This is a genomic window from Collinsella sp. AM43-1, assembly GCF_003467925.1.
Taxonomy (GTDB): Bacteria; Actinomycetota; Coriobacteriia; order Coriobacteriales; family Coriobacteriaceae; genus Collinsella.
In genome coordinates, this window is record NZ_QSFR01000011.1 from 48722 (window position 1) to 73371 (window position 24650).

General features: G+C 59.7%; 21 protein-coding genes. 7 read left to right on the forward strand and 14 right to left on the reverse strand.

The window, feature by feature from the left end; all coding sequences use genetic code 11:
• Nucleotides 1–16: 16 nt before the first annotated feature.
• From DW925_RS06795 to DW925_RS06810, 4 genes are all read right to left on the reverse strand, one after another.
• Complete coding sequence (locus DW925_RS06795) at nucleotides 17–892, reverse strand: spermidine synthase (protein WP_117629643.1); 876 nt, start codon at nucleotides 890–892, stop codon at nucleotides 17–19.
• Complete coding sequence (locus DW925_RS06800; protein WP_117629642.1) at nucleotides 893–2800, reverse strand: elongator complex protein 3; 1908 nt, start codon at nucleotides 2798–2800, stop codon at nucleotides 893–895. It lies immediately after the preceding gene.
• A gap of 97 nt (nucleotides 2801–2897) precedes the next feature.
• The gene (locus DW925_RS06805; RefSeq protein WP_158551306.1) at nucleotides 2898–3794 is read right to left on the reverse strand and encodes a DUF4097 family beta strand repeat-containing protein; all 897 of its coding nucleotides are present in this window, start codon (nucleotides 3792–3794) and stop codon (nucleotides 2898–2900) included.
• Nucleotides 3794–4507, reverse strand: a complete 714-nt coding sequence (locus DW925_RS06810; RefSeq protein WP_117629640.1) for a helix-turn-helix domain-containing protein — start codon at nucleotides 4505–4507, stop codon at nucleotides 3794–3796. Before DW925_RS06810 ends, DW925_RS06805 begins: the two co-directional genes overlap by 1 nt.
• Nucleotides 4508–4774: 267 nt before the next feature.
• On the opposite strand from DW925_RS06810, the gene DW925_RS06815 reads away from it, so the two are divergent.
• The 3 genes from DW925_RS06815 (at nucleotide 4775) to DW925_RS06825 (ending at nucleotide 9597) form a co-directional block, all read left to right on the forward strand.
• Nucleotides 4775–5647 carry a hypothetical protein gene (locus DW925_RS06815; RefSeq protein ID WP_117629639.1) on the forward strand — a complete coding sequence of 291 codons (873 nt, stop codon included), beginning with the start codon at nucleotides 4775–4777 and terminating at the stop codon, nucleotides 5645–5647.
• Between the two features lie 119 nt (nucleotides 5648–5766).
• Complete coding sequence (locus DW925_RS06820; RefSeq protein WP_117629638.1) at nucleotides 5767–6606, forward strand: tRNA (guanosine(46)-N(7))-methyltransferase TrmB; 840 nt, start codon at nucleotides 5767–5769, stop codon at nucleotides 6604–6606.
• A gap of 309 nt (nucleotides 6607–6915) precedes the next feature.
• Entirely contained in the window at nucleotides 6916–9597 is a 2682-nt protein-coding gene (locus DW925_RS06825) for an RNA helicase (RefSeq protein WP_117629637.1), read from the forward strand.
• Between the two features lie 74 nt (nucleotides 9598–9671).
• Here the strand turns inward: DW925_RS06825 and DW925_RS06830 are convergent, their stop codons facing one another.
• The 6 genes from DW925_RS06830 to DW925_RS06855 form a co-directional block, all read right to left on the reverse strand.
• Nucleotides 9672–11429 carry a DUF2130 domain-containing protein gene (locus DW925_RS06830; protein WP_117629636.1) on the reverse strand — a complete coding sequence of 586 codons (1758 nt, stop codon included), beginning with the start codon at nucleotides 11427–11429 and terminating at the stop codon, nucleotides 9672–9674.
• Between the two features lie 138 nt (nucleotides 11430–11567).
• A complete protein-coding gene (locus DW925_RS06835; protein WP_117629635.1) occupies nucleotides 11568–12113 on the reverse strand; it encodes a metallophosphoesterase in 546 nt (181 codons plus the stop codon).
• A 66-nt stretch (nucleotides 12114–12179) separates the two neighbouring features.
• On the reverse strand, nucleotides 12180–12359 hold the full coding sequence (locus DW925_RS06840) for a hypothetical protein (RefSeq protein WP_117629634.1): 180 nt from the start codon (nucleotides 12357–12359) through the stop codon (nucleotides 12180–12182).
• 18 nt (nucleotides 12360–12377) lie between these two features.
• Nucleotides 12378–12704: an HIRAN domain-containing protein gene (locus tag DW925_RS06845; protein ID WP_117637839.1), complete on the reverse strand. Its 327-nt coding sequence runs from the start codon at nucleotides 12702–12704 to the stop codon at nucleotides 12378–12380.
• Between the two features lie 91 nt (nucleotides 12705–12795).
• Nucleotides 12796–14175, reverse strand: a complete 1380-nt coding sequence (locus DW925_RS06850; protein WP_117629632.1) for an aldehyde dehydrogenase — start codon at nucleotides 14173–14175, stop codon at nucleotides 12796–12798.
• A gap of 8 nt (nucleotides 14176–14183) precedes the next feature.
• The gene (locus DW925_RS06855) at nucleotides 14184–15404 is read right to left on the reverse strand and encodes an iron-containing alcohol dehydrogenase (RefSeq protein WP_117629631.1); all 1221 of its coding nucleotides are present in this window, start codon (nucleotides 15402–15404) and stop codon (nucleotides 14184–14186) included.
• A 254-nt stretch (nucleotides 15405–15658) separates the two neighbouring features.
• Here DW925_RS06855 and DW925_RS06860 point away from each other — a divergent pair, with 254 nt between their 5' ends.
• Nucleotides 15659–16222 (forward strand): ferritin family protein, encoded by a 564-nt coding sequence (locus DW925_RS06860; RefSeq protein ID WP_070097113.1) that lies wholly within the window; start codon nucleotides 15659–15661, stop codon nucleotides 16220–16222.
• A 241-nt stretch (nucleotides 16223–16463) separates the two neighbouring features.
• Here DW925_RS06860 and DW925_RS06865 read toward each other — a convergent pair whose 3' ends face one another.
• Entirely contained in the window at nucleotides 16464–17345 is an 882-nt protein-coding gene (locus tag DW925_RS06865) for a hypothetical protein (RefSeq protein WP_117637840.1), read from the reverse strand.
• Between the two features lie 541 nt (nucleotides 17346–17886).
• A complete protein-coding gene (locus DW925_RS06870; protein ID WP_117629629.1) occupies nucleotides 17887–19323 on the reverse strand; it encodes a PLP-dependent aminotransferase family protein in 1437 nt (478 codons plus the stop codon).
• Nucleotides 19324–19468: 145 nt separating this feature from the next.
• Between DW925_RS06870 and pdxS the strand changes: the two genes are divergently transcribed.
• Together pdxS and pdxT are read left to right on the forward strand one after the other, a co-directional pair.
• The gene (pdxS, locus tag DW925_RS06875; RefSeq protein ID WP_117629628.1) at nucleotides 19469–20359 is read left to right on the forward strand and encodes a pyridoxal 5'-phosphate synthase lyase subunit PdxS; all 891 of its coding nucleotides are present in this window, start codon (nucleotides 19469–19471) and stop codon (nucleotides 20357–20359) included.
• A 20-nt stretch (nucleotides 20360–20379) separates the two neighbouring features.
• On the forward strand, nucleotides 20380–20967 hold the full coding sequence (gene pdxT / locus DW925_RS06880) for a pyridoxal 5'-phosphate synthase glutaminase subunit PdxT (protein WP_117790673.1): 588 nt from the start codon (nucleotides 20380–20382) through the stop codon (nucleotides 20965–20967).
• A 410-nt stretch (nucleotides 20968–21377) separates the two neighbouring features.
• Here pdxT and DW925_RS06885 read toward each other — a convergent pair whose 3' ends face one another.
• Nucleotides 21378–22289 (reverse strand): hypothetical protein, encoded by a 912-nt coding sequence (locus DW925_RS06885; protein WP_035137032.1) that lies wholly within the window; start codon nucleotides 22287–22289, stop codon nucleotides 21378–21380.
• Between the two features lie 152 nt (nucleotides 22290–22441).
• Nucleotides 22442–23857, reverse strand: coding sequence for an MFS transporter (locus tag DW925_RS06890; protein WP_117790674.1), 1416 nt, complete (start codon nucleotides 23855–23857; stop codon nucleotides 22442–22444).
• Between the two features lie 205 nt (nucleotides 23858–24062).
• Here DW925_RS06890 and DW925_RS06895 point away from each other — a divergent pair, with 205 nt between their 5' ends.
• Nucleotides 24063–24473 carry a peptide deformylase gene (locus tag DW925_RS06895; RefSeq protein WP_117629625.1) on the forward strand — a complete coding sequence of 137 codons (411 nt, stop codon included), beginning with the start codon at nucleotides 24063–24065 and terminating at the stop codon, nucleotides 24471–24473.
• Nucleotides 24474–24650 lie beyond the last annotated feature (177 nt).

Below are 24650 nucleotides of genomic sequence, written 5' to 3' on the forward strand. Positions count from 1 at the left end.
GTCGCAGGGAAACGCGCTAGTCATGGAGGGTAGCGCCGAGAAAGTCGGCGTCGAAGGGCACGGCTTCGGCAAAGGCGTAGTCGCCGTCGCTGACAATGAGCAGGTGGTTTTCCTCGCCGCCGAACTCCGTATCGCCACATGGGACCACCCAAACGTGGTCGAACACCTCGAGCGCCGTGGCGGCGCAATCGCGCAGGAACGTCACGTCGCTCCCCTCGTTCGCGCTCACAATATTAGCCACGTAGATGCCGCCCGGGTTCAAGCTACCCCGCACTAAACGCAACGCCTCAACGGTTGCCAGCTCGCGCACGGGCTCGGCACCGCCAAAGCAATCGCTCACGACCACGTCGTAGCGACGATGACCCACGCTCGTCACGCCCAGATACGAGCGAGCCTCAGCGGTAATCACCCGCAAGCGGTCACCCACCGCGCGCTCCAGCTCGTCTAGGTAGAACCAGCGGCGCGCCAGGCGCGTAATCTCTCCGTCATACTCAATAACGTCCATGCGCAAGCCCTCGTGCGACATCAGCGCAAACTTGGGATAGGCAAACCCGCCGCCGCCCAGCATGAGCATACGGTCGATACCATGCCCGTAAGCATCACGCATTGCGCCCTCGGCCTCAAACACGTCATCAAACGCGCGATAGTACGTAAAGACGGGCTCTGCCCAACGCTCGCCAACGTAGCTCGCGCTTTGGTAGACGCCGCCCTGCACGAGCACACGGACCTCGTCACCGCTCTCATCGTGCATGCGCTTCACGCGCGCCAACCCATTGCGAGTTCGCGCAACCTGCAGACAGGCAGCACGAACAGCGACAGCGGCCGCACCAAGCGCCGCGGCTCCCAGAGCAACGCCGGCAACGACGCCGGCAGAAACACTCGGCTTGTTCATCTAGAGCTCCTTTTGCAGATAAAGGCCATGGTCATAAAATCCAAGATGGCGATAGTACTCGCGTGTGCCAATCGCGCTAATCACGTTGATGCGCGCATAACCCGCATCCCGGGCAATCTCGCATGCATGCTCTACGAGCAAACGCCCCAAACCGTGATGCTGCGCCGCCTGGCCTTGATCCCCCACGCGCGCCGCCATGCCATACACGTGCACCTCGCGAATCATCGCCTCGTCCGGCATCGTCGGCAGCTCGTCCGCATGTGCGGCAACAAAAGCGCGATCGGGCAGCGACAACCGCAAAAAGCCCGCGATCTTGCCCCGCGGCGTCACCCACTGCAAAAAGCGCTCGTAAGTCACCGGCGTCTCGTACGCTACTTCCTCATCAAGAGATAGCTCATCCAAGTCGGCACCCGCCGTGCTGATCTCGCGATAGCGAATCTCACGCACCGTCGCACCGTCACCCCGAGCAGCCAGGCGGTTCTCGACGAGCTGACGCAGGTTGGGCTTCTTGTTGCCCACCATGATGTCATCGGAACTAAAGTCGCGAATCATGCGGCTGATGCGGCAGAATGCCGGCGTCACCACGATGTCATCGGCCAGCACATCGAGCAGTTCTTCCTCGGTATAGGGGCGCCACTCGCCGCGCTCGTAGCAGCCCACCAGGCGCGAGCCCTCGATGAGCGCGCACGGGTAGACCTTGACCTCGTCGGGCATAAAGGCGCCCTCGGTCACAAAGCGCTCGTAGTCGCGCTTGTCCCCCTCGGGCGTAGCGCCCAGCAAGTTGAGCATAAAATGCGCGTGGATCTTAAAGCCAAACAGGCGCGCGAGCGAAAACGCCCGCTCGATCTGTGCCACCGAAATGCGACGCTCGTTGATATCGAGCAGGTGTTGGTCGAGGCTCTGGATGCCCATCTGGATCTTGGTGCAGCCCAGACGGCGGATGAGCGTGAGCGCCTGCGGCGTTACGGCATCGGGGCGCGTCTCGATAACGAGCCCCACCACGCGATGCTTCGCCGTCTCGTTGATGCGCTGCTGAAGCTCGAGCTCCTCCATCGTTGCCGCCTGCCACTCGGCGACCTCGCCCCACGGCGTACCGGGGCCGTACAGACGACGCACCGCGCGGTTATAGCCGCCCACGGCAGCATCCACGCGCTCCTGTTCGCCGGCAACACCGCTCGCAAGCTCAGCCTCATCGGTCGCAATACCGGCAGCGCGATAGCGTTCGCGTCGCTCCGCCACCACCGGCGGCAGCGTATCGGCGGGAGCGCCATCGAGCAGGCGCCCTGCCTCGGCACGGCTGATGCCCGGACGCGCCAACATGGGGTTAGCAGCCACGCCGGCAACGGCATCGTCATTGAGCGCACGGAAAAGCTCCGACATAAACCACGTCTGATAGCCTTGCGGATAGTCGCTCCAGGTACCGCCGAGCACGATGAGCTCAATCTTATCGGTCGCATGTCCCATCTGCGAAAGCGCGGTCAGGCGAGCGCTCACCTGCAGATACGGGTCGAAGCAGTTTTGCTCCGCACGGGCGCATGCCGGCTCGGCGTGCAGATAGCTCTTGGGCATGCGCAGGTCATTGGGGCAAAACAGGCAATCTCCCGAGCACGGCCACGGCTTGGTGATGACGGTAATGGTCGCCACGCCCGAAGCCGTGCGGCGGGGCTTCATGCGCAGCACCTGCAGCAGTTGGCGCTCTAGCTCGGCGTCGACATTCCATGCCGTCCAACGAGCCGGCTCCTCGCGTTTCACCCGCTGGTAAAACGGCAGCAGGCGACGCTTGGCCAAATCGCGCTTGTCGGCACCCTCACGGCGCGCCTCGGCATGTATCAATTTGACGAGTACCTTGTCGTCCACGGTCTCACCGCGACGCAGGGCATCGAGTATGTTCAAAATAATCTGTTCCATGACCCCATTGTAAAGGCAAAGGCGCCGGAGCCGATCTCGGCTTCGGCGCCTTCATCAAACAGCGCGGCTACGTTTGCGGGTCTCCGAAAACCACCCGTCACTCCGAATCAAACGACACGTCACCCGAACCAACCTCAAAACGATACGTGGCAGACTTATCACCGTTGTCGAATTCAAGATTTAATATGGTCTCGCCATCGTAGCCAAGCGGAAGGAAATCGCTCTCGAAGTCACCGCTGCCCACGGCGAGGCTCGCCTTAAAGCCCGTAGAGTTCGGAACCGTCATCTCCACGTCGCCCGAGCCCACGCTCACGTCCATCGACTTCGCGGGCGCCTGGTAGAGCTCGAACGTTGCATCGCCCGAACCGACCTCGGCATTCAGGGTGTCGGTCACGGTGCCCGTAAACGCGACGTCTCCCGAGTCCAACGTCAGGTTGAGGTCATGACACGCAATGTCCGTGACCGTTAGATCGCCCGATCCTACATTCGCTGTAATGCCCACCATGTTATCGGCAACATCCCGCGGCAGCTCGATGGTGACCGAACGATCGATAGCGCGCTCGTCATCGCAGTCGAACTGGCTAATCGTGAGTGTAGAACCCTTGACCTCGGCCAGATTCTGAGTGGCAGCATCGTAGGTAGCTACCCCCTTTGCAACACGACCGCTCTCGATGACACGCACCTGCCCGCCGGAAACGCACTTGATCTCAACCTCACCCGATGTCACATCCAGGTCAAGGGACTGGAATGAGTCGGCATCAAACGTTTCGCTCGAAAGCTGCCGAGACTGAGCGGAATAGTTACCGCCATCCAAAGAATCGTCCCCGTCAACCACATCGTCCATACCGAACAAACCGGATGCAATATCGCCGAGATCCCACGGGCCATCAAAATGAAACAATATCCGCGAAGTGCCAAAGATAAGCCCGATGATGAGCACGAACGCTCCGATACCGACGCCCAGGCGGACCTTGGACTCATGCGAGAGCTTCATCATTCATCACCTTCTTTGGCGCTCGGCTCAGCGGCGGTCGAGGAAGCCACGTCAGTATCAACCGCAGCGGAAACATCCTGAGCCTTAGCCGCCTCCGGCGCCGGACCAACCTGAATATCCCCGCGTGCCCAATCGCCATCGAGCGCACGCGCCACCCAGTGATAGATGGGGATTGTAAAGAAGATCAGCGCGGCAAAGGAGCCACCAAACAGGAACATCAGCAAAAAGAACAGCAGCCAGCACACGGCCCAATACGGAAACGACTGGAACGGACCTTTCAACGGAGTCGAGCCAGCTGCGCCGCCACTCGTCACCTGCGCCGTAGCGGCATTGGCGGCCTGCGCACTCCAGCTTGCCGCTTGCGCCGCCTTGGCCGCAGCATCACTCGCCTGCGTAGCTGCCTCCGTGGCGCGCGCCGCCGCCTCATGGGTGCGGGCACGTTCTGCCGCCTCGGCCTCGCGCTGACGGGCGCGGTCCTCGTTCTCAAACTCGATATCGTCCTCGATCTCATCGCTCGGATTGAGGAGCTCGTCCAAACTCACGCCATAGAGTTTTGCGAGCGAGATCAGGTTCTCGGTATCGGGCGAGCTCTCCGCACGCTCCCATTTACTGACCGCCTGGCGCGACAGCCCCAGCTTTCGCGCCAGCCCTTCTTGGCTAAAACCCTTGCTGCGACGAAGGTCGGCGAGCCGCTGCGCAGTTTCTACATTCATGGTTCCTCCTATGCGATGCCAGCCGTGCCGCCGGACCGTTTTTGTTCTTAAGGCGCCTTGCACAGTTAAAAATCTATCCGCCACCGTCAAAAGCATGCCACCTATTCTAGTGAGATTTTTGACAACCGGCGGTTGCGGGCATATATGAGCTGCGGAAATGTGTCCAAACAAAGCAATGACCCGCAGCTCGGTTGTCCCCGTTGCGGCGTTAACGGTAGTATGGTCGTACTGTTTATTCCGCACCGCCAACGGAGGGAGTTCCGCGCCGTGAACCGCGATTTCGCCTCATCGCTCATTCAGCTCAACAATACGTTCTATCGCGAGCACTCCGCCTCCTTCTCCGATACGCGCCAGGCACCGTGGCCCGGCTGGGTACGCACCATGGACATAGCGCTCGAGCAGCTCGACGTCGCCACGATCGAGCATCCCGTCCGCGTCTTCGATCTCGCCTGCGGCAATATGCGATTCGAGAACTTTGCCGCCGGCGGCGCACTTGCCGCCAAGGGCGTCGACGGCACAAACCCCTCGGCAGACGCCAGTTGCCCGTTTGAGTTCTATGGTGTTGACTCGTGTCAGGATTTGGCTATCGATGCGCACGGTCACGCCCTGCGCATTCCCAACCTGCACTTCCAGGAACTCGATGTGCTCGACGCCCTCATGAAGCTCAACCCCGCCAAGACACCCGACGTGCTTTTCAACGCCCCGCTCGCCGACATCTCGGTCTGCTTTGGATTTATGCACCACGTGCCGTCGTGCGAGTACCGCGTACGCGTGCTCGACGCCCTGGTGCGCCAGACGCGCCCAGGCGGCATCATCGCCATCAGCTTTTGGGAGTTTATGAACGACGGGCGCATGGCGCGCAAGGCCGTTCGTGCCGAGGCCCGCGCCGAGCTCACCCCGCCGTTTGAGGGTTACGATTCCGCGCAGTTTGAAGCCGGTGACCACCTCATTGGCTGGCAAAACGACCGCCACGCCTACCGCTATTGCCATCACTTTGACGATCAGCAGATCACCGACCTGGTGCGCGGCGTCCGTACGTTCTACAAGAGCGGCGAGGTCCCCGTGCGCGAGCTTGAGCGCTTCCATGCCGACGGTCGCAGCGGCGATCTCAACCGTTACGTGATTCTCAAGCGTCTATAGGCGTCAGCGACTCGTCGCTGAGCCGCACCGCATCTTTCGGGCAAACCATGCCCACCCTTTTTCAACCCATTGACGGAACGCGCCTGCAATGTGTTCCATACGTATGACCAAGGAGCCTCATGGGAGCCGTCCACGTTCGCACGCCTAAGAACTTTGTGCTCGAAGAGCGCCTGGGGCGCTACGCCGATGCAATCGAGACGAACCCCGAGGCCTATGCCGGAGATTGGCGCGAGGCTTGCGCGCCAGTTGGCAGCAAGCCCTTCGAACACCTTCACCTGGATCTTGGCTGTGGCAAGGGAACGTACCTTGTAGAGCGTGCGGCGCACGAGCCAAACACCCTCTTTATCGGTATGGACCAGGAGCCCATCTGCATCGCCTATGCCGCACAGAAAATCTGCGAGCAGGAGCTATCCAACGCACTCGTCCTGCCCCGAGGCGCCGCAACGTTGCCGCAGCTGTTTGCCGCAGGCGAGCTCGACGCCATAACCATCAACTTTCCCACGCCGCAGCCCAAGGCCAAGTACGCCAAAAAACGACTCGTCCATGTCGACCATCTGATGCTCTACCGCCCGCTCTTTTCAGCCGGCGCCACCGTCACACTGCGAACCGACAGTAAGCCATTGCGCGACTACGCCCTGGGGCAGTTTGCCGCGGCCGGCTACGACACGCTTTGGGTAAGCGACGACGTCCGCCGCGACCATCCCGAGCATCCCGAGACCGAGTACGAATGCCGCACGCGCGAGATGGGTGCCGTCGTCTATGGCATTTGCGCCACACCCGGCGCGCAGCCCAGCAATGAACAGCTCGCGGCGGGCCGCGCGCAGGAGCAAAGCCTTGCCTGCTACCTGCCCGAAAACCTCGATGAGCTCACCTATGTACCTCTGGGCATGGAAGAGGCCGTCGAGAACTTTAGAAACCGCACCCGCAAAGGCAAAAAGCGCCTTCCGCAGGAGTCATAGGGGCTTTTGACAGTCACGTCGCCAGCGAGCAAGCGCAAATAGGCACCGACGAACGACCCTCAAGCCTAAGTGAGTAGACTTTTTAGCAATAGCCAAGCACAACCCGCATAGGAACAAGTAAAACCGCAGGTAAATCCCTTACGCAAAAGCCATGTGCTGGCGAAATCGCAAAAAGTCTACTCACTTAGCTCGCGGCCGCACCAAACGGCTGAGCAGGACGCCCATTTCCTGCATTTTCTTTCGCGCTGGCACCCCGCGCCGCCGCTACGCCATAATAGTTGGCGGACAATCGCGAGAGAAAGCAAACACATGGCACAGACCACGACAGATATCGCCGCCAGCACCGTCTCCGGCGCCGGAGCCGCCAGTTCATTCTCGGGCGGCACGGGAACCGAAGCCGAATTCGGCTCACTCGGTGCGCTCTCCCCCACCTGGTGGGAGCCCGAGGACGGCAGCGAGCCCGAACCATGGCTCACGCCCGATCAAGCCTTCGAACGCTTCTTTGAATGGACGAGCGACCGCGGCATCGAGCTGTGGGATCACCAAGAAGAGGCCCTCATGGACCTGGCCGCCGGCGATCACGTCATCTTAGGCACGCCGACCGGCTCGGGTAAGTCACTTGTTGCGCTGGGCATGCTCTTTATGGGCATGGCACAGGGCAAGCGCTGCTACTATACGGCTCCTATCAAGGCTCTGGTCAGCGAAAAGTTCTTCGATCTGGTACAGGTGCTCGGCCGCGATAACGTCGGCATGATCACCGGCGACACGCATATCAACACCAAGGCACCCGTCATCTGCTGCACGGCCGAAATCCTTGCCAACGATGCGCTCCGCGAGGGCGAGGACGCCGACGTGGGCTGCGTGGCCATGGACGAGTTCCACTACTTTGCCGACCCCGACCGCGGCTGGGCCTGGCAGGTGCCGCTGCTCACCCTGCCCCATACGCAGTTTATGCTCATGAGTGCCACGCTCGGCGATGTCACTGCCATCGCCACCTCACTCGAGGAACACACCGGCGCTACCTGCGACTTGGTCGTCGATGCCCCACGCCCCGTGCCGCTGAGCTACGACTACGTGACGACCTCGCTTGAGGGCACCGTCGAGCTCGCCATGCGCCGTGGCGAGGCCCCGCTCTACATCGTGCACTTTAGCCAGGACGCCGCACTTGCGACGGCGCAATCCCTCGCCAATTTTGGCATCGCCAGCAAGGAGCAGCGCGAGGCTATTAAGGAAGCCGCCAAAGGCACGAGCTTCTCGACGGCCTTCGGCAAGATCCTCAAGCGTTTGCTCGGCTGCGGCGTCGGCGTGCACCATGCTGGCATGTTGCCGCGCTATCGCCTGCTGGTCGAGCGCTTGGCGCAGCAGGGCCTGCTGCCCGTCATCTGCGGTACCGATACGCTCGGCGTCGGCATCAACGTACCCATCCATACCGTGGTGCTCACCGCGCTCACCAAGTTCGACGGCTACAAGATGCGTCGCCTGCGCGCCCGTGAGTTTCATCAGATCGCTGGTCGCGCCGGTCGCTCGGGCTTCGATACCGAGGGCATGGTGATCGCCGAGGCACCCGAGCACGAGATCGAGAATGCCAAGCTTATGGCCAAGGCGGGCGACGATCCCAAAAAGCTCCGCAAGATTAAAAAGAAGAAGGCCCCCGAGGGCTTTGTCACCTGGAACAAGCAGACCTTTGAGCGCCTGATCGAGACGCAGCCCGAGACGCTCAAGCCGCGCCTTCGCATCACACACTCCATGGTGATTAGCGTGGTCGAGCAGGGCGGTGACGCTCGCGCCCGCGTGCACGACCTCATCGAGACAAGCCTGCAGACCCCCGAAGAAAAGGCCAAGCTCGAGGTTCGCGCCGACGAAATCTTCGCCACGCTCATCGACTCCGGCGTCGTCGTGCGCACCGAGGTACCGCCCGCACCCGACGCTCCGGCTGATGCCGCGCCGGACATCGACTACGCGCTGACGGTCGACCTGCCCGAGGACTTTGCGCTCGACCAGCCGCTCTCGCCGTTTTTGCTTGCCGCGCTGGAGCTGCTCGACCCCGAGAGTGAGACCTATACCATGGATCTGATCTCGATGGTCGAGTCAACGCTCGAGGATCCCAAGCAGATATTGCGCGCACAGGAGCGCGCCGCGCGCGACCGCGCGATGGCAGAAATGAAGGCTGACGGCGTCGAATATGAGGAACGCCTGGAGCGCATCCAGGACGTCACCTACGAAAAGCCGCTCGAGGACTTGCTCGACGCCGCTTTTGACAAGTACTGCCAGGAAGTACCCTGGGCAAACGACTACCAGCTCTCTCCCAAGAGCGTCCTGCGCGATATGCTGGAAAGCGCGAGCGATTTTAAGGGCTACATTCAAAAGCTCGGCATCGCCCGCTCCGAGGGCATTTTGCTGCGCTACCTGGCAGAGGCTTACCGTTCTCTCGACCGCACCGTACCCATCGAGAAGCGCGACGAGCGCCTGCGTGACATCATTTCGTGGCTCGGCTTTGTGGTGCGCTCGGTCGACTCGAGCCTGGTGGACGAGTGGGAGAACGCCGGCAACCCCGCTGCACTCGATGCTGCGCCGCCGCAGGGCATCGACGAGGTCGTGGCGGACCGTCGCGGCTGCACGCTGTTGGTGCGCAACGCGCTCTTCCGTCGCGTGACCCTTGCCGCCCGCGAGCACGTTCGCGACCTGGGCGAGCTCGACGACGACTGGGGCATGAGCGAGATCCGCTGGCAAAAAGCACTCGACGCTTACCACGAGCAGCACGAGGAAATCCTCACCGACGGAGATGCCCGCAGCGCCGCGATGTTTTCCATCGACGAGTCCGACGAGAAGACCGCGCACGTATGGCACGTGCACCAGATTTTTGCCGACGAGGATGGCGACCACGACTTTGGCATTATGGGCGATGTCGATCTAGACGCCACGCAAGACGGTGGCGAGGTCATTTTCAAAAACTACCGTGTCGGCTTTATCGAGGACCTGCTCGAGGACTAGCCGAACATACCGAAACGAAACGGGGCCGTTGGCAATTTCGCCAGCGGCCCCGCTTTTGCACTATCCGCTATACCTTACTCGGCATCCTCGATCTCATACGAATCCGCCTCGGCTGGCTCATCGTTTGTCTCTGACGCAGCCCCGCGCGCCTCGTCAAACGCCGCCTTCATGGTCTTGTTGCCCCACGTGAGCTTGCGAATGGTAAGATCGTCGGCTTTCTTGTTGGCTAGGCGCAGGTTGTTCTCGGAGGACAGCAACGCCTCCTTGGTTTTCTGCAGATGGCTAATCGTCTTGTCGATCTCATCGATTGCTGTTTGGAACTTGCGACTCGCAATCTCGTAGTTGCGGCCGAAATCATTCTTGAACTTTTCCATCTTGGCTTCGAAGTTCGTAACGTCGATATTCTGCTGTTTGTACTCCGCTAGCTCCTGCTTATAGCGCAGCGAACCCATGGCGGCGTTGCGAAGAAGCGTAATCATGGGAATGAAAAACTGTGGGCGAATCACGTACATCTTCTCGTAGCGATAGCTCACGTCGACTATCCCTGCGTTATAGAGCTCGCTCTCGGGCTCGAGTAGCGTGCAGAGCACCGCGTACTCACAGCCTTTTTGGCGGCGATCGTGGTCGAGTTTCTTAAAGAAGTCCTCGTTTTTATGCTTGGTCGTGGTCTCGTCGTTCTCGTTTTTCATCTCGAACATAATCGAAATGACCTCGTTACCGCTCGCGTCGCACTCGCGGAAGATAAAGTCGCCCTTGGTACCCTCGGACGCATCGTTATCTTTCTCGAAGTACGCGTTGGGAAACGCCGTCATGCGCAGACGGTTGAACTCGGTCTCGCAGTGCTGCTCGAGCGACTCGCCCACCATCTTGGTGGACAGGCGGACCTTCATGTCCTTAAGGCGCTCAATCTCTTCATCCTTGTAGCGAATCAGGTCATCGCTCGCGCGCTTGGCCTGCGCAAGCTCGAGCTCGTGTGCCGCCTTGGCTTGCTCCTCACGAGAATCGCGCACCGCCAACTCGCTCGTCAGCTTGGCACGTGCCTCATCGCGCTCTCGCTCCGCCGCGGCGACCGCCTCTGACAGGTTCATTTTTGCCATCAGTTCCTGCTCGCGCAACTGGGCACGCAGACCCTCGGCCTCTTGCTCGGACTGTGCCTTTGCGGCAGAAAACTTCTCTTGCACCTTCACGCGATAGTCAGCAAGCGCGCGCTCGGCCTCGCTGCGAGCGGCATCGAGCTCACGCTGCGACTCGGCCGCAGCGGCGGCAAGCGCCATCTCCTGGGCCTTGTCCGCCGCGGCAAGTCTGGCCTGCAGCTCAGCAATCTGAGCATCACGTGCAGCTAAATCGTTTTGAGCGGCATTGCGCGTCGCCGACTCGACGAGCTTGGCTTCGTCATCTTTGCGCTCCAGCTGCGCACGCAAATTGTCGATCTCGCGCTGAAGCTCGGCATTCTCCTTTTGAGCATCGGCGCGGGCCTCAACCGCCGCGCGCTGACTTGCACTCTCGCGCTCTGCGGCAGCGCCTTCGAGCTTGGCGCGCAGCTCGGCAAGCTCAGCGTCGCGCTTGGCAACCTCTTGTGCCAGCTTCTGCTCCGCAGTGTTCTTCTGCTCGGCAAGCTGAGCGTTGCGCTGAGACTCTGCCTCTTGCAAGGCAGCCGTCGAACGCGAGCGCTCAAGCTCCAGCGCCTGCTCGCCCTCGCGCTGGACTGCCCTCACACGCTCATCCAGATCGCGCGAAAACTCGGCATTGCGCACTTGTTTGACGATATCCGCATAGCCGGACGCATCGACCTTAAAAACTTCGCCGCAATGCGGGCACTTAATCTCGTTCATAGCAGCTCCTCGATGGACGCAAACTTCAACCGCCTTCACTCTACCGCGCCGCGCGGACAAATAAGTCGCCGCTACCAGAATGAGTACGGCGCCAGAACCACCACAAAGGTGCCTGTCCCCTTCGTGGCGGTTTGCGAGCTACAGTCCAAAGAAATTCAGGATCTGGTCTCGGCTTACGGGCTTGTAGTTGTTGGCGTCGAGGCCCACATCGTAGCGGTAAATGGGGCGCTCGCGATCGCGGTTGCGAGCGTTGGTGCGGTCTCCTCTGCTGTGGATATGCCCGTGTAGCATGATGGCGCCACGCGCCTTACCATTCCAGCTGAGCATGGGGTAGTGGCTCATAACCAGACGATGCCCCTTGGCATAGCCGGGAGCAATCTCCAGGTAATCGCGCACGTCTTCCCAAATCTGCGGTACGTCGGGATCTTCCCAGTCGCCGTCATGGTTACCACGGATGAGCGTCACATTCTTGCATTCGATACGCTCGCGCAGGCGCACCGCCTCTGCCAGGGGCAAACGGTAGGTAAAGTCTCCCAAGATATAGAGGCGGTCGTCCACAGCCACGCACTCATTGATGGCATCGATGACCTTGCGGTTCATCTCCTCGACCGAATCAAACGGCCGATCCATGTCGTGCAAGATATTCGTATCGCCCAGGTGCAGGTCGGCGGTAAACCACATCATCGTCTATGCCCTCATTTCGCAACGCGTTCAACTCGTGCTAAGTATACAGACGTAGCGATGCGGCGGTTATCCAAAGAGCCCGCCGAACAGTCCGCGGCGGCGCTTGTCCTTTTTATTCGAATCTTTTCCCGGGGTGTTCTTATCCTTTTGCTTTTTGCGGTCCTGCTCCAACTCATCGTCATCAAGTAGCATATCCCACTCAAACGGGTCATCCGTCAGATCGAACAGATCATCGTCAACAAACATGGCAGCCTCCATTGCCGACTAGCGAGCATCCACCACATAGAGGCCAACGCGCATCTGATGCCACGGGCTGCGCTCGGGGGCAACCTGTTGTACGCGGGCCTCAAACACATCCTCGTGGCCGTAATACATCATCAAGGACAGCGGGCCGACCTCGTTTCCCGGAACATAGCCAAGCTTGGTGTTGCCGTAATAGATCGCAACCGCCTCGGGATCATGGGGATTATCGTGCTCGGCACACAGCGTCAGTTTATCGCCCGCTTTAAGATCGCCTAGGACCAAAGCACCGTCGGCATATTGAAATCCTGCGATATGAAACGACAGAAGAACACGTGAAGGCTCGTACATGGCAACTCCTCTAACGGCCGGATAAACCAGCGTTTGACCTTATCGAGAAGTCTACGGGCCCGTGCGGACATAAATTCATCCTTATCTGATTCTAATGCACAAACATGCGCACGAACTTGTGCTTCCAGCTTGCGTAAGGAGCATAGCGGAATGGCACGTCCAACCACGTTGCCTTGTTCACGATGCTCTTCTTGTGGCTAAACGTATCGAAGCTCTCGCGTCCATGGTACTGCCCCATACCGCTCGCGCCCATGCCGCCAAAGCCCATATGGCTCGTAGCCAGATGCATGATCGTGTCGTTGACGCAGCCGCCGCCAAAGGGCACATGGCGCACAAAGCGCTCCTGAACTGCGCGGTCCTGGCTAAAGATATATAAGGCCAGCGGTGTCGGACGATCCGTAATAAACGTCTCGGCCTCGTCTAAGCTCTCAAACGTCAGCACCGGCAAGATGGGACCGAAGATTTCTTCCTGCATCACGGCGTCATCGGGGGACACGCCGTCTAGGATCGTCGGCTCAATCTTGAGCGACGACTCGCGCGCCGTGCCTCCCAGCACAACCTTGTCGGGATCGATCAGCCCGCGCACGCGCGCAAAATGCTTGGCGTTGACGATGTGGCCGTAATCCTCGTTGTCGAGCGGATGCTCGCCAAACATGCGGCGGACCTCCTCCTTGATGAGGCCCAACAACTCATCGTGCACGTGCACGTCGACCAGCAGATAATCGGGCGCTACACAGGTCTGGCCCACGTTGAGCCATTTACCAAAGGCGATGCGCCGTGCCGCGACCTTCAAGTTTGCCGTCGCATCCACAATGCCGGGACTCTTTCCGCCCAGCTCAAGCGTCACGGGCGTCAGGTTTTTACTTGCCCGCTCCATGACGAGTTTGCCGACCGGAACGCTGCCGGTAAAGAAGATCTTGTCCCAGCACTCATCGAGCAGCGCTTCGTTCTCGGCGCGCCCGCCCTCGATAACCGTCACCAGGCGCGGATCAAACGTCTCTTCGCAGATTTGCTTGAGCACCGCGCTCGAAGCCGGCGCATAGGCACTCGGCTTGATGACCACGGTGTTACCCGCAGCGAGCGCGCCGGCGAGCGGCTCGAGCGTCAACAAAAACGGATAGTTCCATGGAGCCATGACGAGCGTGACGCCATAGGGCACGGCTTGCGTCTTGCACACGCTAATAGCATTGGCGAGGTCGCAGGAGCGCAGGCGCGGACGGCTCCATCGAGCCACATGCGCAATCTGATGACGAATCTCGGAAAGCGAGGTGCCGATCTCACACATATAGGCCTCGTCATGCGACTTTCCCAAATCGGTCTTGAGCGCATGGGCAATATCGGTCTCGTGTGCTCGCACCGCCTCGCGCAGGCGCACGAGGGCGCGACGTCGAGCATCGACATCAAACGTGGCGCGCGTCTTAAAGTAGGCGCGCTGTTCGCCGACAATGCGCGCGATTTCCTCGGTGTTCATGGGCCCTCCTAGTTCTCATCCTCAAACATACCACCCGCGACGACCTCGTACATACGCTCGAGCTCCAAACGGTCCATCAAAAGTGGAACGGGGTATAGCGGATTGGCCTCGGCATCGGCATGGGCCGCCATTTGCGGAATATCGGAGCGGCGAATGCCCGTCACATATTTGGGAATGCCCAAGGCGGCATTCATGCGGTCGACCCAATCGATAAAGGCCTCGGCCGCAAGACTGTCCTGCGCGTTAGCCGGCGCGATACCGGCCATGCGAGCAAGATCGGCAAGCGTGGGGGCGGCGGCGTCACCATAAGCGCGAAGCATGTGCGGCAGGATGATGGCGTTGGCCAAGCCGTGCGGAATTCCGTATCGGCCGCCCAGACTATGCGCGATGGCATGCACATATCCGACATAGGAGCGGGTAAATGCAACACCCGCTTTATACGCCGCCGAAAGCATATTGCGACGAGCGCGCATGTCGTCGCCATGCTCATAGGCCTCGAGCAAATTGTCGCGGATGAGCTGCACCGCCTGACGCGCCATCTTGCGCGTGTAGGGCGTGGTGCTGCGCCCGATAAAGGCCTCGACGGCATGCGTCAGAGCATCCATGCCCGTCTGCCCCGTAATGGAGGCGGGCAGGCCACGTGTAAACTCGGGGTCGTGTACCGCAAAGCGCGGGATCAGCACAAAGTCGTTAATGGGGTACTTGTAGTGCGTCTCGTCATCGGTAATGACCGCTGCGAGCGTGACCTCGCTACCCGTACCTGCCGTGGTGGGAACGGCGATGAGCAGCGGCAGGAGACGGTGGACGCGCAACAGGCCGCGCATCTTGTTGATGGGCTTGTTTGGCTGTGCGATGCGTGCGCCCACGCCCTTGGCACAGTCCATGGCCGAGCCGCCGCCAAAGCCGATAATGGCCTGACAGGCGCTCTCGCGATACAGGGACGCCGCTTCCTCCACGTTTGAGACCGTGGGGTTCGCACGCGTTTCGGCATAGACCGTAACGCCAATTCCCTTGGACGCGAGCGCCGTCTCGAGCGGCGCCGTGAGCCCCAGACGGGCAATACCGGGATCCGTCACGATAAGAACCCGCTGTATCGAGCGCTTTTGAAGCACCGCGGGCACGTCCTCGGCATGCTCCAAAATGCGCGGCTCGGTATAGGGCAGGATCGGCAATGCGATGCGAAAAACCGTCTGATATGTTCGGCACCAGGCACGACGGGCTAGATGCATAAAGGAAACTCCTTCATTTGTTGATAGGTCAACATTTGCTCGACCGATTGTACTCAGCGGAGGTCTCGAGCGGCCTGGCAATCGTTAATCAATCAACATCTTCACATGCCCAAAATTATTTTATTAAAAATCATTCCTAATAGGCTTCACATTCGGTCGCATTTATGGATAATAGAACTCGTCAAGACGCACGTCCGGAGAGGGCCCTTACGGGACCGGACGAGCGCACAATCGCCATCGATCGAAAGGATCGAATCATGAAGTTTGTTTGCCCCGTTTGCGGTTATGTGGAAGAGTTCGACGGCGACCAGCTGCCCGAGGACTTCAAGTGCCCCCAGTGCGGCGTTCCCGGTTCTCGTTTCCTGAAGCAGGAGGAGGGCCAGCTCGAGTGGGCTGCCGAGCACGTCGTGGGCGTCGCCAAGATGGAGGGCGTCTCCGAGGACATCGTTGCCGACCTGCGCGCCAACTTTGAGGGCGAGTGCTCCGAGGTCGGTATGTACTTGGCCATGGCTCGCGTCGCTCATCGCGAGGGCTATCCCGAGATCGGCCTGTACTGGGAGAAGGCTGCCCACGAGGAGGCCGAGCACGCCGCCAAGTTCGCTGAGCTTCTGGGCGAGGTCGTGACCGACTCCACCAAGAAGAACCTCGAGATGCGCGTTGAGGCCGAGAACGGCGCCACCGCTGGCAAGACCGATCTCGCTAAGCGCGCCAAGGCCGCCGGCCTCGATGCCATCCATGACACCGTGCACGAGATGGCTCGCGACGAGGCCCGCCACGGCAAGGCTTTCGCCGGCCTGCTGAAGCGCTACTTTGGCTAAGCCAACCGCTTGAGACATAACCTCTAGCTCGATGAGGCCCGGACCGTATTGGTTCGGGCCTTTTTGTGTCTCGAGGACTCGTTAACGCCCTGAAATAGAGCTATCTTCGGCATCGGTCTCTCGTCAAAAACTAAGTGAGTAGACTTTTCGAAACTTGCCGAGCAGACCATCCGTATTGCTTTATGAAGTCGCAGGTAAATGACTTGTTTCAAAACGGCCTGGTCGCCAAAGTGTCAAAAGCCTACTCACTTAGAACCGCAGCCGTCCACGATCGAGCTGTTTTGCGTCTAACGGGCATCTTTCCGTCGATTACTCCCAATTTTGTCCAGTCAACGAATAGTTCAGACCGGAGTAATGTCTCAGCCCTTTGCTCATCTGAGCTTTTATCACGATATTCAGCATCGAGCATCCTGCATACGGCCTTAACGATCGCGCGGAATCTATCCCCATCGGATATCTGTCTGTGTGTCAGGAGAAGCACATCGTAGCCCATGGCCTGAAGGGCCGTCATGCGGTCAGCGTCACGCAAGCCATCTCCTGCGCGTCCGTGTGAGGCCTTTCCCTGACATTCAATGGCCACCTGTCGCCTGCCGTCCGGCGAAGACAAAAGTAGGTCGATATATACACGGGACTTTCCCACAATCGCTCGAGCACTTGTGCTTAGCATCACTTCAACATTAAGCTCTATGCCGCAAAAACCTTCGCCTCCCAGGGATCGCGGCAGTGCAAGTAGCAAATACGCCTCGACCTCAAAAGGCGACGCGGCGCCCAATGGAACGAGTTGCGATACCGCTATAAATCTATTGCCGTAACGCATCCCGCAAACATCTGAAAAAAAACGGTCAAGGTCTCCGCCCAAAACCAAAGCGTCTCGACGCCATAAATTTGAAGCGGCGCCGTCCTCGGACGGGCAGCGCACCCAACCGAACGTTGTCGAAATCGCGCCCGAATCAATTGCACGCGAAAGCTCCGCCTCAAGTGCCGCCGGCAGGGCACACACCGCAAACAAGCCACACATCTCCGCCAATACCAAAAGAAGCTGAAGATCCGTCAGATGCCGCAACATGATGAATGCCGTCAGTAGAGGAGACGTAATCAAAACCCCATGCTCCGTTTCCAGCACGGATTCCCCGGGAAGCTCACCAAGAAACAGCCGCTGCCTAATGCTGGCAGGACAAGTCCGTTTGTTTCTCGACCGAACCAATGTATACAACGGAAAACCGAGCGCGACCGCAGCCGTCGGGTTGCGGGCGAGATCATATCGCTGCCGGTCTTCTTCCGGTCGTGGAAGCGGCGGACACAAAGCGCGGACTTGAGGAGGCAAACGCCAGTACCTAAAAGCTGATATGTCACAAAGTAGATCCTTCATAGGCACAGGAAAACACGAATTTCAACCCAGTCAGTCACGCATTGGCGCGAACGCACCAAAAATGGCGCCGAACGGACTGCCGAGTTTTCAACAGCCCTCCCCAACTGGCCAAAAGCTTGCCAAGAGCTGGACGAAGCCCTGTTGAAAACCCCATTTTTTCTCATGCAGGAGCTTTGCGCGGCAAGTGAGTAGACTTTTTTGAACATCCCGATCAGGCCGGTCATCCTGCTTTTCAAAACCGCAGGTAGATAGCTTGTTACAAAACTGCCTGGTCGCCAAAGTGCTAAAAGTCTACTCACTTAGGTTGCAGAGCGCCCCCCATTAGCTGCAATTCCAAGGTAGTTAGTACTTTTGGACTCAGATCGTCATACTGAACAAGAATTTGAGTTGAGTTTTCAGGGACAGATGCGCCATCGGCACACCAAAAACAGTCACCGATATCGATAAAAGGGATGCTCGAGCGCGTGAGGGCCCGTGCAAAAGTGCTTCCGCCCATTCCACGCTCCGCAACCACGATACAGTAAAGGCCCGCGTCTGCATGCTCGATCGAGACTTCCCCTGCCGGAAACGTTTTCCGTACAAGCGTCGCCAGGCCATCACGCGCCTCGCGAGCACGAACGCGTACGCGGTTCACATGTCGCTCGTAATCACCCGATTCCAGCAAACGAGCCAAAGCGACCTGGTCAACAGAGCTCACCGACGAGGCGTAAAAACCAAGGTTGTGCCTAAACCGCTCCATTAGCTCATCGGGCAACACCATGTACGCTAGACGCAACGCCGATGACAGGCTCTTCGAAAACGTGTTGGTGTAGATAACCGACTGGGCGGCATCGATCGACGCGAGCGCGGGAATCGGCTTGCCGGCAAGGCGAAACTCACAATCAAAGTCATCTTCGATGAGATACCGACCTGGTCGCTCGGCGGCCCAGCTCAGCAGCGCATAGCGACGCGCAATGCTCGTCACAAGGCCGGTCGGATACTGATGGGACGGCATCAGGTGAAGGACATCGGCCCCGGCTTTCTGCAGAACGCTCAAGTCCACGCCCTCATCATCCAACGGGATATGTCGAACTTCGCAGCCCATAGCCTGATAGATGCGCGTCAGGCGCAAATAGCCCGGATCTTCAACGGCATACACCTTGTCGGCTCCAAGCAACTGAACCAACATGGTATCGAGCAGCTGGGCGCCCGCACCGATGACGATGTTGTCGGGATTAACATTCATGCCCCGTGTCCCGCGCAGATGGCGAGCGATTGCGCGTCGTAGCCGAGCGGTGCCCTGTGCCGGCGCAGTCGAAAAGATTTCGCGTTCATCTTCAGATGCCAGCGTCGCCCGCAGCGCGCTTTGCCAAAGCCGCGCCGCCTCCAAAGCGGAAGGAGAAAGCGCATCGAATCGCTCGACCTGTCCGTTGACATCACGCGCACTGGGGCCCGCAGAGACGGCATCTCGGTCGATGCCCTCCGCAGCCGAAGCCAAAACCGGTGCATCCGGAAGCTCGCAAGCGTAGTAGCCACGACGCGGCATTGAGCAAATATAGCCCTCGGCAAGTAGCTGGCTATATGCATTCTCGATGGTAATGACACTGATTCCCAGATGGCTGGCAAAGGCGCGCTTAGACGGAAGATGTTCCCCCGCCGCAATACGTCCAGCAACGATATCATCTCGAATTTGCTGGTAAATATACTCATAGAGCGATGCTTCGCCGCGTTTTTCCAAATTGTAGTCAAACATGAGTTTATCACCTGACCATATCGAACCGTTCAATCTGGTATTATTCTGACCTTGTTATTATCTCGAAAACTGAGTATTTCGCCATACCCAGCTCCCCGATAGGATGTTCCGTCAAGCAATGTACATGCCAACCAAGGGAGCAACCATGGCAGAACAGACCAGCAAGGCCGATCGCGTCAAACTCAATCGCGAGCTCGCGCAGATGCTCAAGGGCGGCGTCATCATGGACGTCACCACGCCCGAGCAGGCACGCATCGCCGAGGAGGCAGGCGCCTGCGCCGTCATGGCTCTCGAGCGCATCCCGGCCGACATCCGCGCCGCCGGCGGCGTGTCGCGCATGAGCGACCCCAAGATGATCAAGGGCATCCAGGAGGCCGTCTCCATCCCCGTCATGGCCAAGTGCCGCATCGGTCACATCGTCGAGGCGCAGATCCTGCAGGCCATCGAGATCGACTACATCGATGAGTCCGAGGTTCTCTCCCCCGCCGACGACGTCTATCATATCGACAAGACCCAGTTTGACGTGCCGTTTGTCTGCGGCGCCCGTGATCTGGGCGAGGCGCTGCGCCGTGTTGCCGAAGGCGCCACGATGATTCGCACCAAGGGCGAGCCGGGCACGGGCGACGTCGTCCAGGCTGTGCGCCACATGCGCAAGATCCAAAAGCAGATCCGCGACGTAGTTGCCCTGCGTGACGACGAGCTCTTTGAGGCAGCCAAGCAGCTGCAGGTGCCGGTCGAGCTGGTCCGCGAGGTCCATGCCACGGGCAAGCTCCCCGTCGTGAACTTTGCCGCCGGCGGCGTAGCGACCCCCGCCGACGCCGCGCTGATGATGCAGCTGGGCGCCGAGGGTGTCTTTGTCGGCTCGGGCATCTTTAAGAGCGGCGACCCCGCCAAGCGCGCCGCCTCCATCGTTAAGGCCGTGGCAAACTTCACCGACGCCAAACTCATTGCCGAACTTTCTGAGGACCTGGGCGAGGCCATGGTGGGCATCAACGCCGACGAGATCGAGATCATCATGGAGGAGCGCGGACGCTAGTCCAGCAGAAAGGATCGCACATGAGCGATTACGCAGACCAGACGGTCGCCGTGCTGGCGGTCCAAGGCGCTTTTGCCGAGCACGAGGCAAGGCTATCCGAGCTGGGCGCACGTTGTATTGAGCTGAGGCAGGCGGCCGATTTGCAGCAGAACTTTGACCGCCTGGTCCTCCCCGGCGGCGAGTCCACCGTTCAGGGCAAGTTACTTGCCGAGCTTGGTATGCTCGATGAGCTTCGCACCCGCATTGTTGAGGGCATGCCCGTCCTGGGCACCTGCGCCGGCTTGATTCTATTAGCGCGCGATCTTGCCGCCCACGACGATAAGGGGACGCCGCGCTTGGCAACCATGGATGTGCTCGTTGAGCGCAATGCCTACGGCAGGCAACTCGGCAGCTTTCGAGCCAAGGGGCAGGTAGCCGGCATCGACGGTGAAGTGCCGCTGACGTTTATCCGTGCGCCCCGCATCGTCGAAGTGCACGGCAATGCCCAGACTTTGGCTAACGTCGATGGCCGCATCGTCGCCGCCCGCCAGGGCAACCAGCTCGGCGTCACCTTCCACCCCGAGCTCGACGAAGACACCCACCTCCACGAACTGTTCCTGCAAATGTAGGCAGAATTTAAACGAGCGTGGATTTTCGGACATACAACAAATGAGAGTGGATAATCTCCCACTTTGAGCTTGAATGCAGGCTCAAACCGGGAGATTATCCACTCTCATCCTATGTAGTCGTTGGGGACGTTCTTAAACGACTAGTCAAACAAGAACGTCCCCAATGACTACCTGACAAGGAGTGTCCCAAACTACCGGCAGAAAAGGAACGTCCCCAACTGCCACCCCCGGAGCAAGACAACGCCGCAGGTTGAGCATAAGTCAGCGAAAACGCCCCTAAGCGAGCAAGGTGACGTGAAATGAAAGGGCGCTGACCTTATGGTCGCGCCCTTGAAATTGAACGTCAGATTGCCGCTTAGGGGCGTTTGCAGCGTCAACTGGTTACGCGGTTCGTAGAACCGCGTAACTAATTAGAAGCGGTTGCCGCGGAAGCCGCCACCGTTGCGGCCGCCGCGATCGCCGCCGCGACCGCCGCGGTCGTTACCACGGTTGCCGCCGAAGCCGCCACGGTTGCCACCGCGGTCGCCATAGCCACCACGGTTGCCGCCAAAGCCGCCGCGACCGCCACGGTCGCCGCCACGGTCACCAAAGCCGCCACGGCCGCCACGATCGCCACCGCGACCGCCACGGTCACCGCCGCGGCCACCGCGATCGCCAAAGCCACCGCGGCCACCACGGTCGCCGCCACGGCCACCGCGATCGTCACGGCCACCGCGAGGACCGCGGTCCTCGTCCAGGCCCATGGCGACGAGCGGAGCGATAACCTTATCGAGGGCAGCCATCAGCTCGGTGGCCTCCTCGTAAGAAAGCTCGGGCAGGAGCTTCTCCTTCTTGTTGGCAAGCTCGACCAGGCCCTCGGCGGCATCCTCGGCAGCGAAGACGACGATCTTGCGCATATCGCCCTCGGCGTCGTCGATGCGGCCGACCAGATCGGCAGCCTCGGCCTCGGCCATCAGGCCATCGAGCTCACGAAGGCGCATGCCCAGCAGGTCGGACATCTCCTTCTGCTCCATCTTGGGCTTGAGGTCAAGCAGCTTGATGGCGCGCTCGATGTTCGCCATGCGCTCGGCCTTGGCCTCCTCCTCCTTGGAAATAGCAAAGCGACGGCTACGCAGCAGGCGGGCGGCCTTCTGCATCTTGTCCATCAGCTCTTCGTCATCGTAATCAACGGCGGCCTCGACAACCTCGGCCTCCTCCTCGGCGGAAACCTCGTCAGCAGCCTCAACCTCGGCAGCTTCGGTCTCCACGGTCTCGACTGCCTCGACCTCGGCAGCCATGGTCTCGTTCTCGGTCTCGTTCATGATCTCTTCGTTCTCGGACATGAGACTCCTTCTTGGCCCTCTCGGGCATCATCGCCCCATTCGCGGGGCCCGTCGCGCACTCTTTGCGCTTTAAACATTCATGCCTCTCGGCAAAACGTCCATTAGTTTATGGTGTCGTCCGCTAATCTAGCTGCAGAATCTATGTGCACACATTAATGCGACATGTGCGACTCGCGGCGAGCGTACACAACCGACACCGCGAAGCCAACCAGGGCAATCACGGCCGCCATGCGCACGGCGGCTGCAAATCCAATCGCCTGGGCAACGTCCGTCGCCACGCCGGCAGCACCGGCAGCCGCCGCAGAACTCGAGAGCAGGCCGATAAACAGCGACGGGCCAAACGATGCGGCAATCATGTTCCACGTGTTGAGCAATGCCGTTCCGTGAGGATGCTCAGCGGCGGGCAGCGTCTCCAAGCCGGCCGTTTGCGAGGGGCTCAGCACCAAACCGACTCCGGCATACACCACAACGGTCAGCGCCACGACGACGCCGATGTTCATGCTTGCCGCCGTCATCGAGATGGCAGTCTGCCCCACGGCAATCAGGGCAAAGCCGACCGGTAGCAGCGGCCATGCGCCATGGGCATCCATCACGCGTCCGCCCACAATCGAGGTCACGGCGTTGCAGGCAATTGCCGGCAAAATGAGCAGGCCCGCGACAAGCGCGGTCATGCCGTATGCGCCCTCAAAATAGAGCGGCAACAAAACGCTCATCGAGAACGTCGTCATCATCGACACCACCACAAGCAGACAGGCAGGCCAAAAATGAACGCTCGTCATGGGACGCACGTTGAGCACCGGATGGACGAGCTTGAGCTGACGGGCCGCAAACAGGCCGAGCAGCACAACCGCGGCGAAAAGCGTCACGATGCCGGCCATCACATTGGCCGAGAACTCGCCTACGGAATACACGAACGCCGTAATGCCGGCGGCGAGCAAAATAACCGACAGGATATCGAGCGAAACATCCAGGCGCTCTCCGACATTTCGAACGAGCTTTGCACCCGCCGCAGCGACCACAACACCGCCCACCAGCGGCACTAGGAACACCGCCCTCCAGCCAAACAACGTGCACATAAGACCACTGATCACAGGTCCAAACGCCGGCCCCAGCGTAATGCAGGCACCGCCCAAGCTCAGATACAGACCGAGCTTCTCGCGCGGAGCGCAAGATAGCACCACATTCATCATGAGCGGAAACAAGATGCCCGATCCCGCAGCCTGCAAAATGCGACTTGGCAGCAAAACGACAAACGACGGGGCGACCAGGCACAGGACTTCGCCGGCGACCATGCAGCCGCATGCAAAGAACAGCAGCTTGCGCGTCGAAAAGCGTCCGGACAGAAAGGCCATGATGGCCGTAAAGATCGACGTCACGATCATGTAGCCCGAAACAAGCCACTGCGCCGTGGTGGCACTCACCGAAAAGGCCGCCATAATGTCGTGCAGCGCCACGTTAATGATGTTCTCGTTAAACGCGGCAACAAAGGCTGCGATATACATGACGACGAGAAACGCCGAAGTGCCCGATGGCGTTGCCCTAACTTGTTGCTGAGATTTGTTCCCCATGCATTTCCTTCCTCTTGGAACGACCGTCGCATCGCCCCGGAGGAACCGTCCAGGGCGAGAATGAGCCCTAGACTTACGCCAAATGCCGCAACACGACGAATCTGGCAACATGGTCCAACGTCGAAAGATCGTAACGCGGACGCGCTGCTTTCCTTCCGCGCTATTATTGAAAGTCCACGAAAGCATGAGACATGAGGAGCCCGCCATGATTAAGCCCATCATGAAATCCGAGTTCTTTTTGCGTCTGCCTTCCGAAGACGCGGGACCCGACGATGCCGCGACCGGGCAGGACCTCCTGGATACGCTCCTTGAGCATGAGCACGAGTGCGTGGGGCTCGCCGCCAACATGATCGGCGTGCGCAAGCGCATCATCTGCGTAAAGGACGGCAACAGGACGCTGCTGATGTACAACCCTCAAATTCTTGAGCAGGTCAATGCCTATCAGACGAGCGAAGGATGCCTCTCGTTGATCGGCGAGCGCCCCTGTACCCGCTACCGTCGCATTAAGGTGGAGTATTTGGACGAGAACTTCGTCCACCGCATCAAAAACTTCTCGGGCTACACCGCCGAGATCATCCAACACGAAATCGACCACTGTTGCGGAATTGTTATATAGTTCCGCCGTTCTACCGAACGGCGGACCACTTGACGCTGCGCGAGCCGCATTCACGCCAATCTGACGTTCAGCTTCAAGGGCGCGACCAAAAGGTCAGCGCCCTTTCGCTTCACGTCACCTTGGCGCAAATGCGGCTCGCTCGCTCATATGACCCAATCCACTGTCAAGGGCCACAAT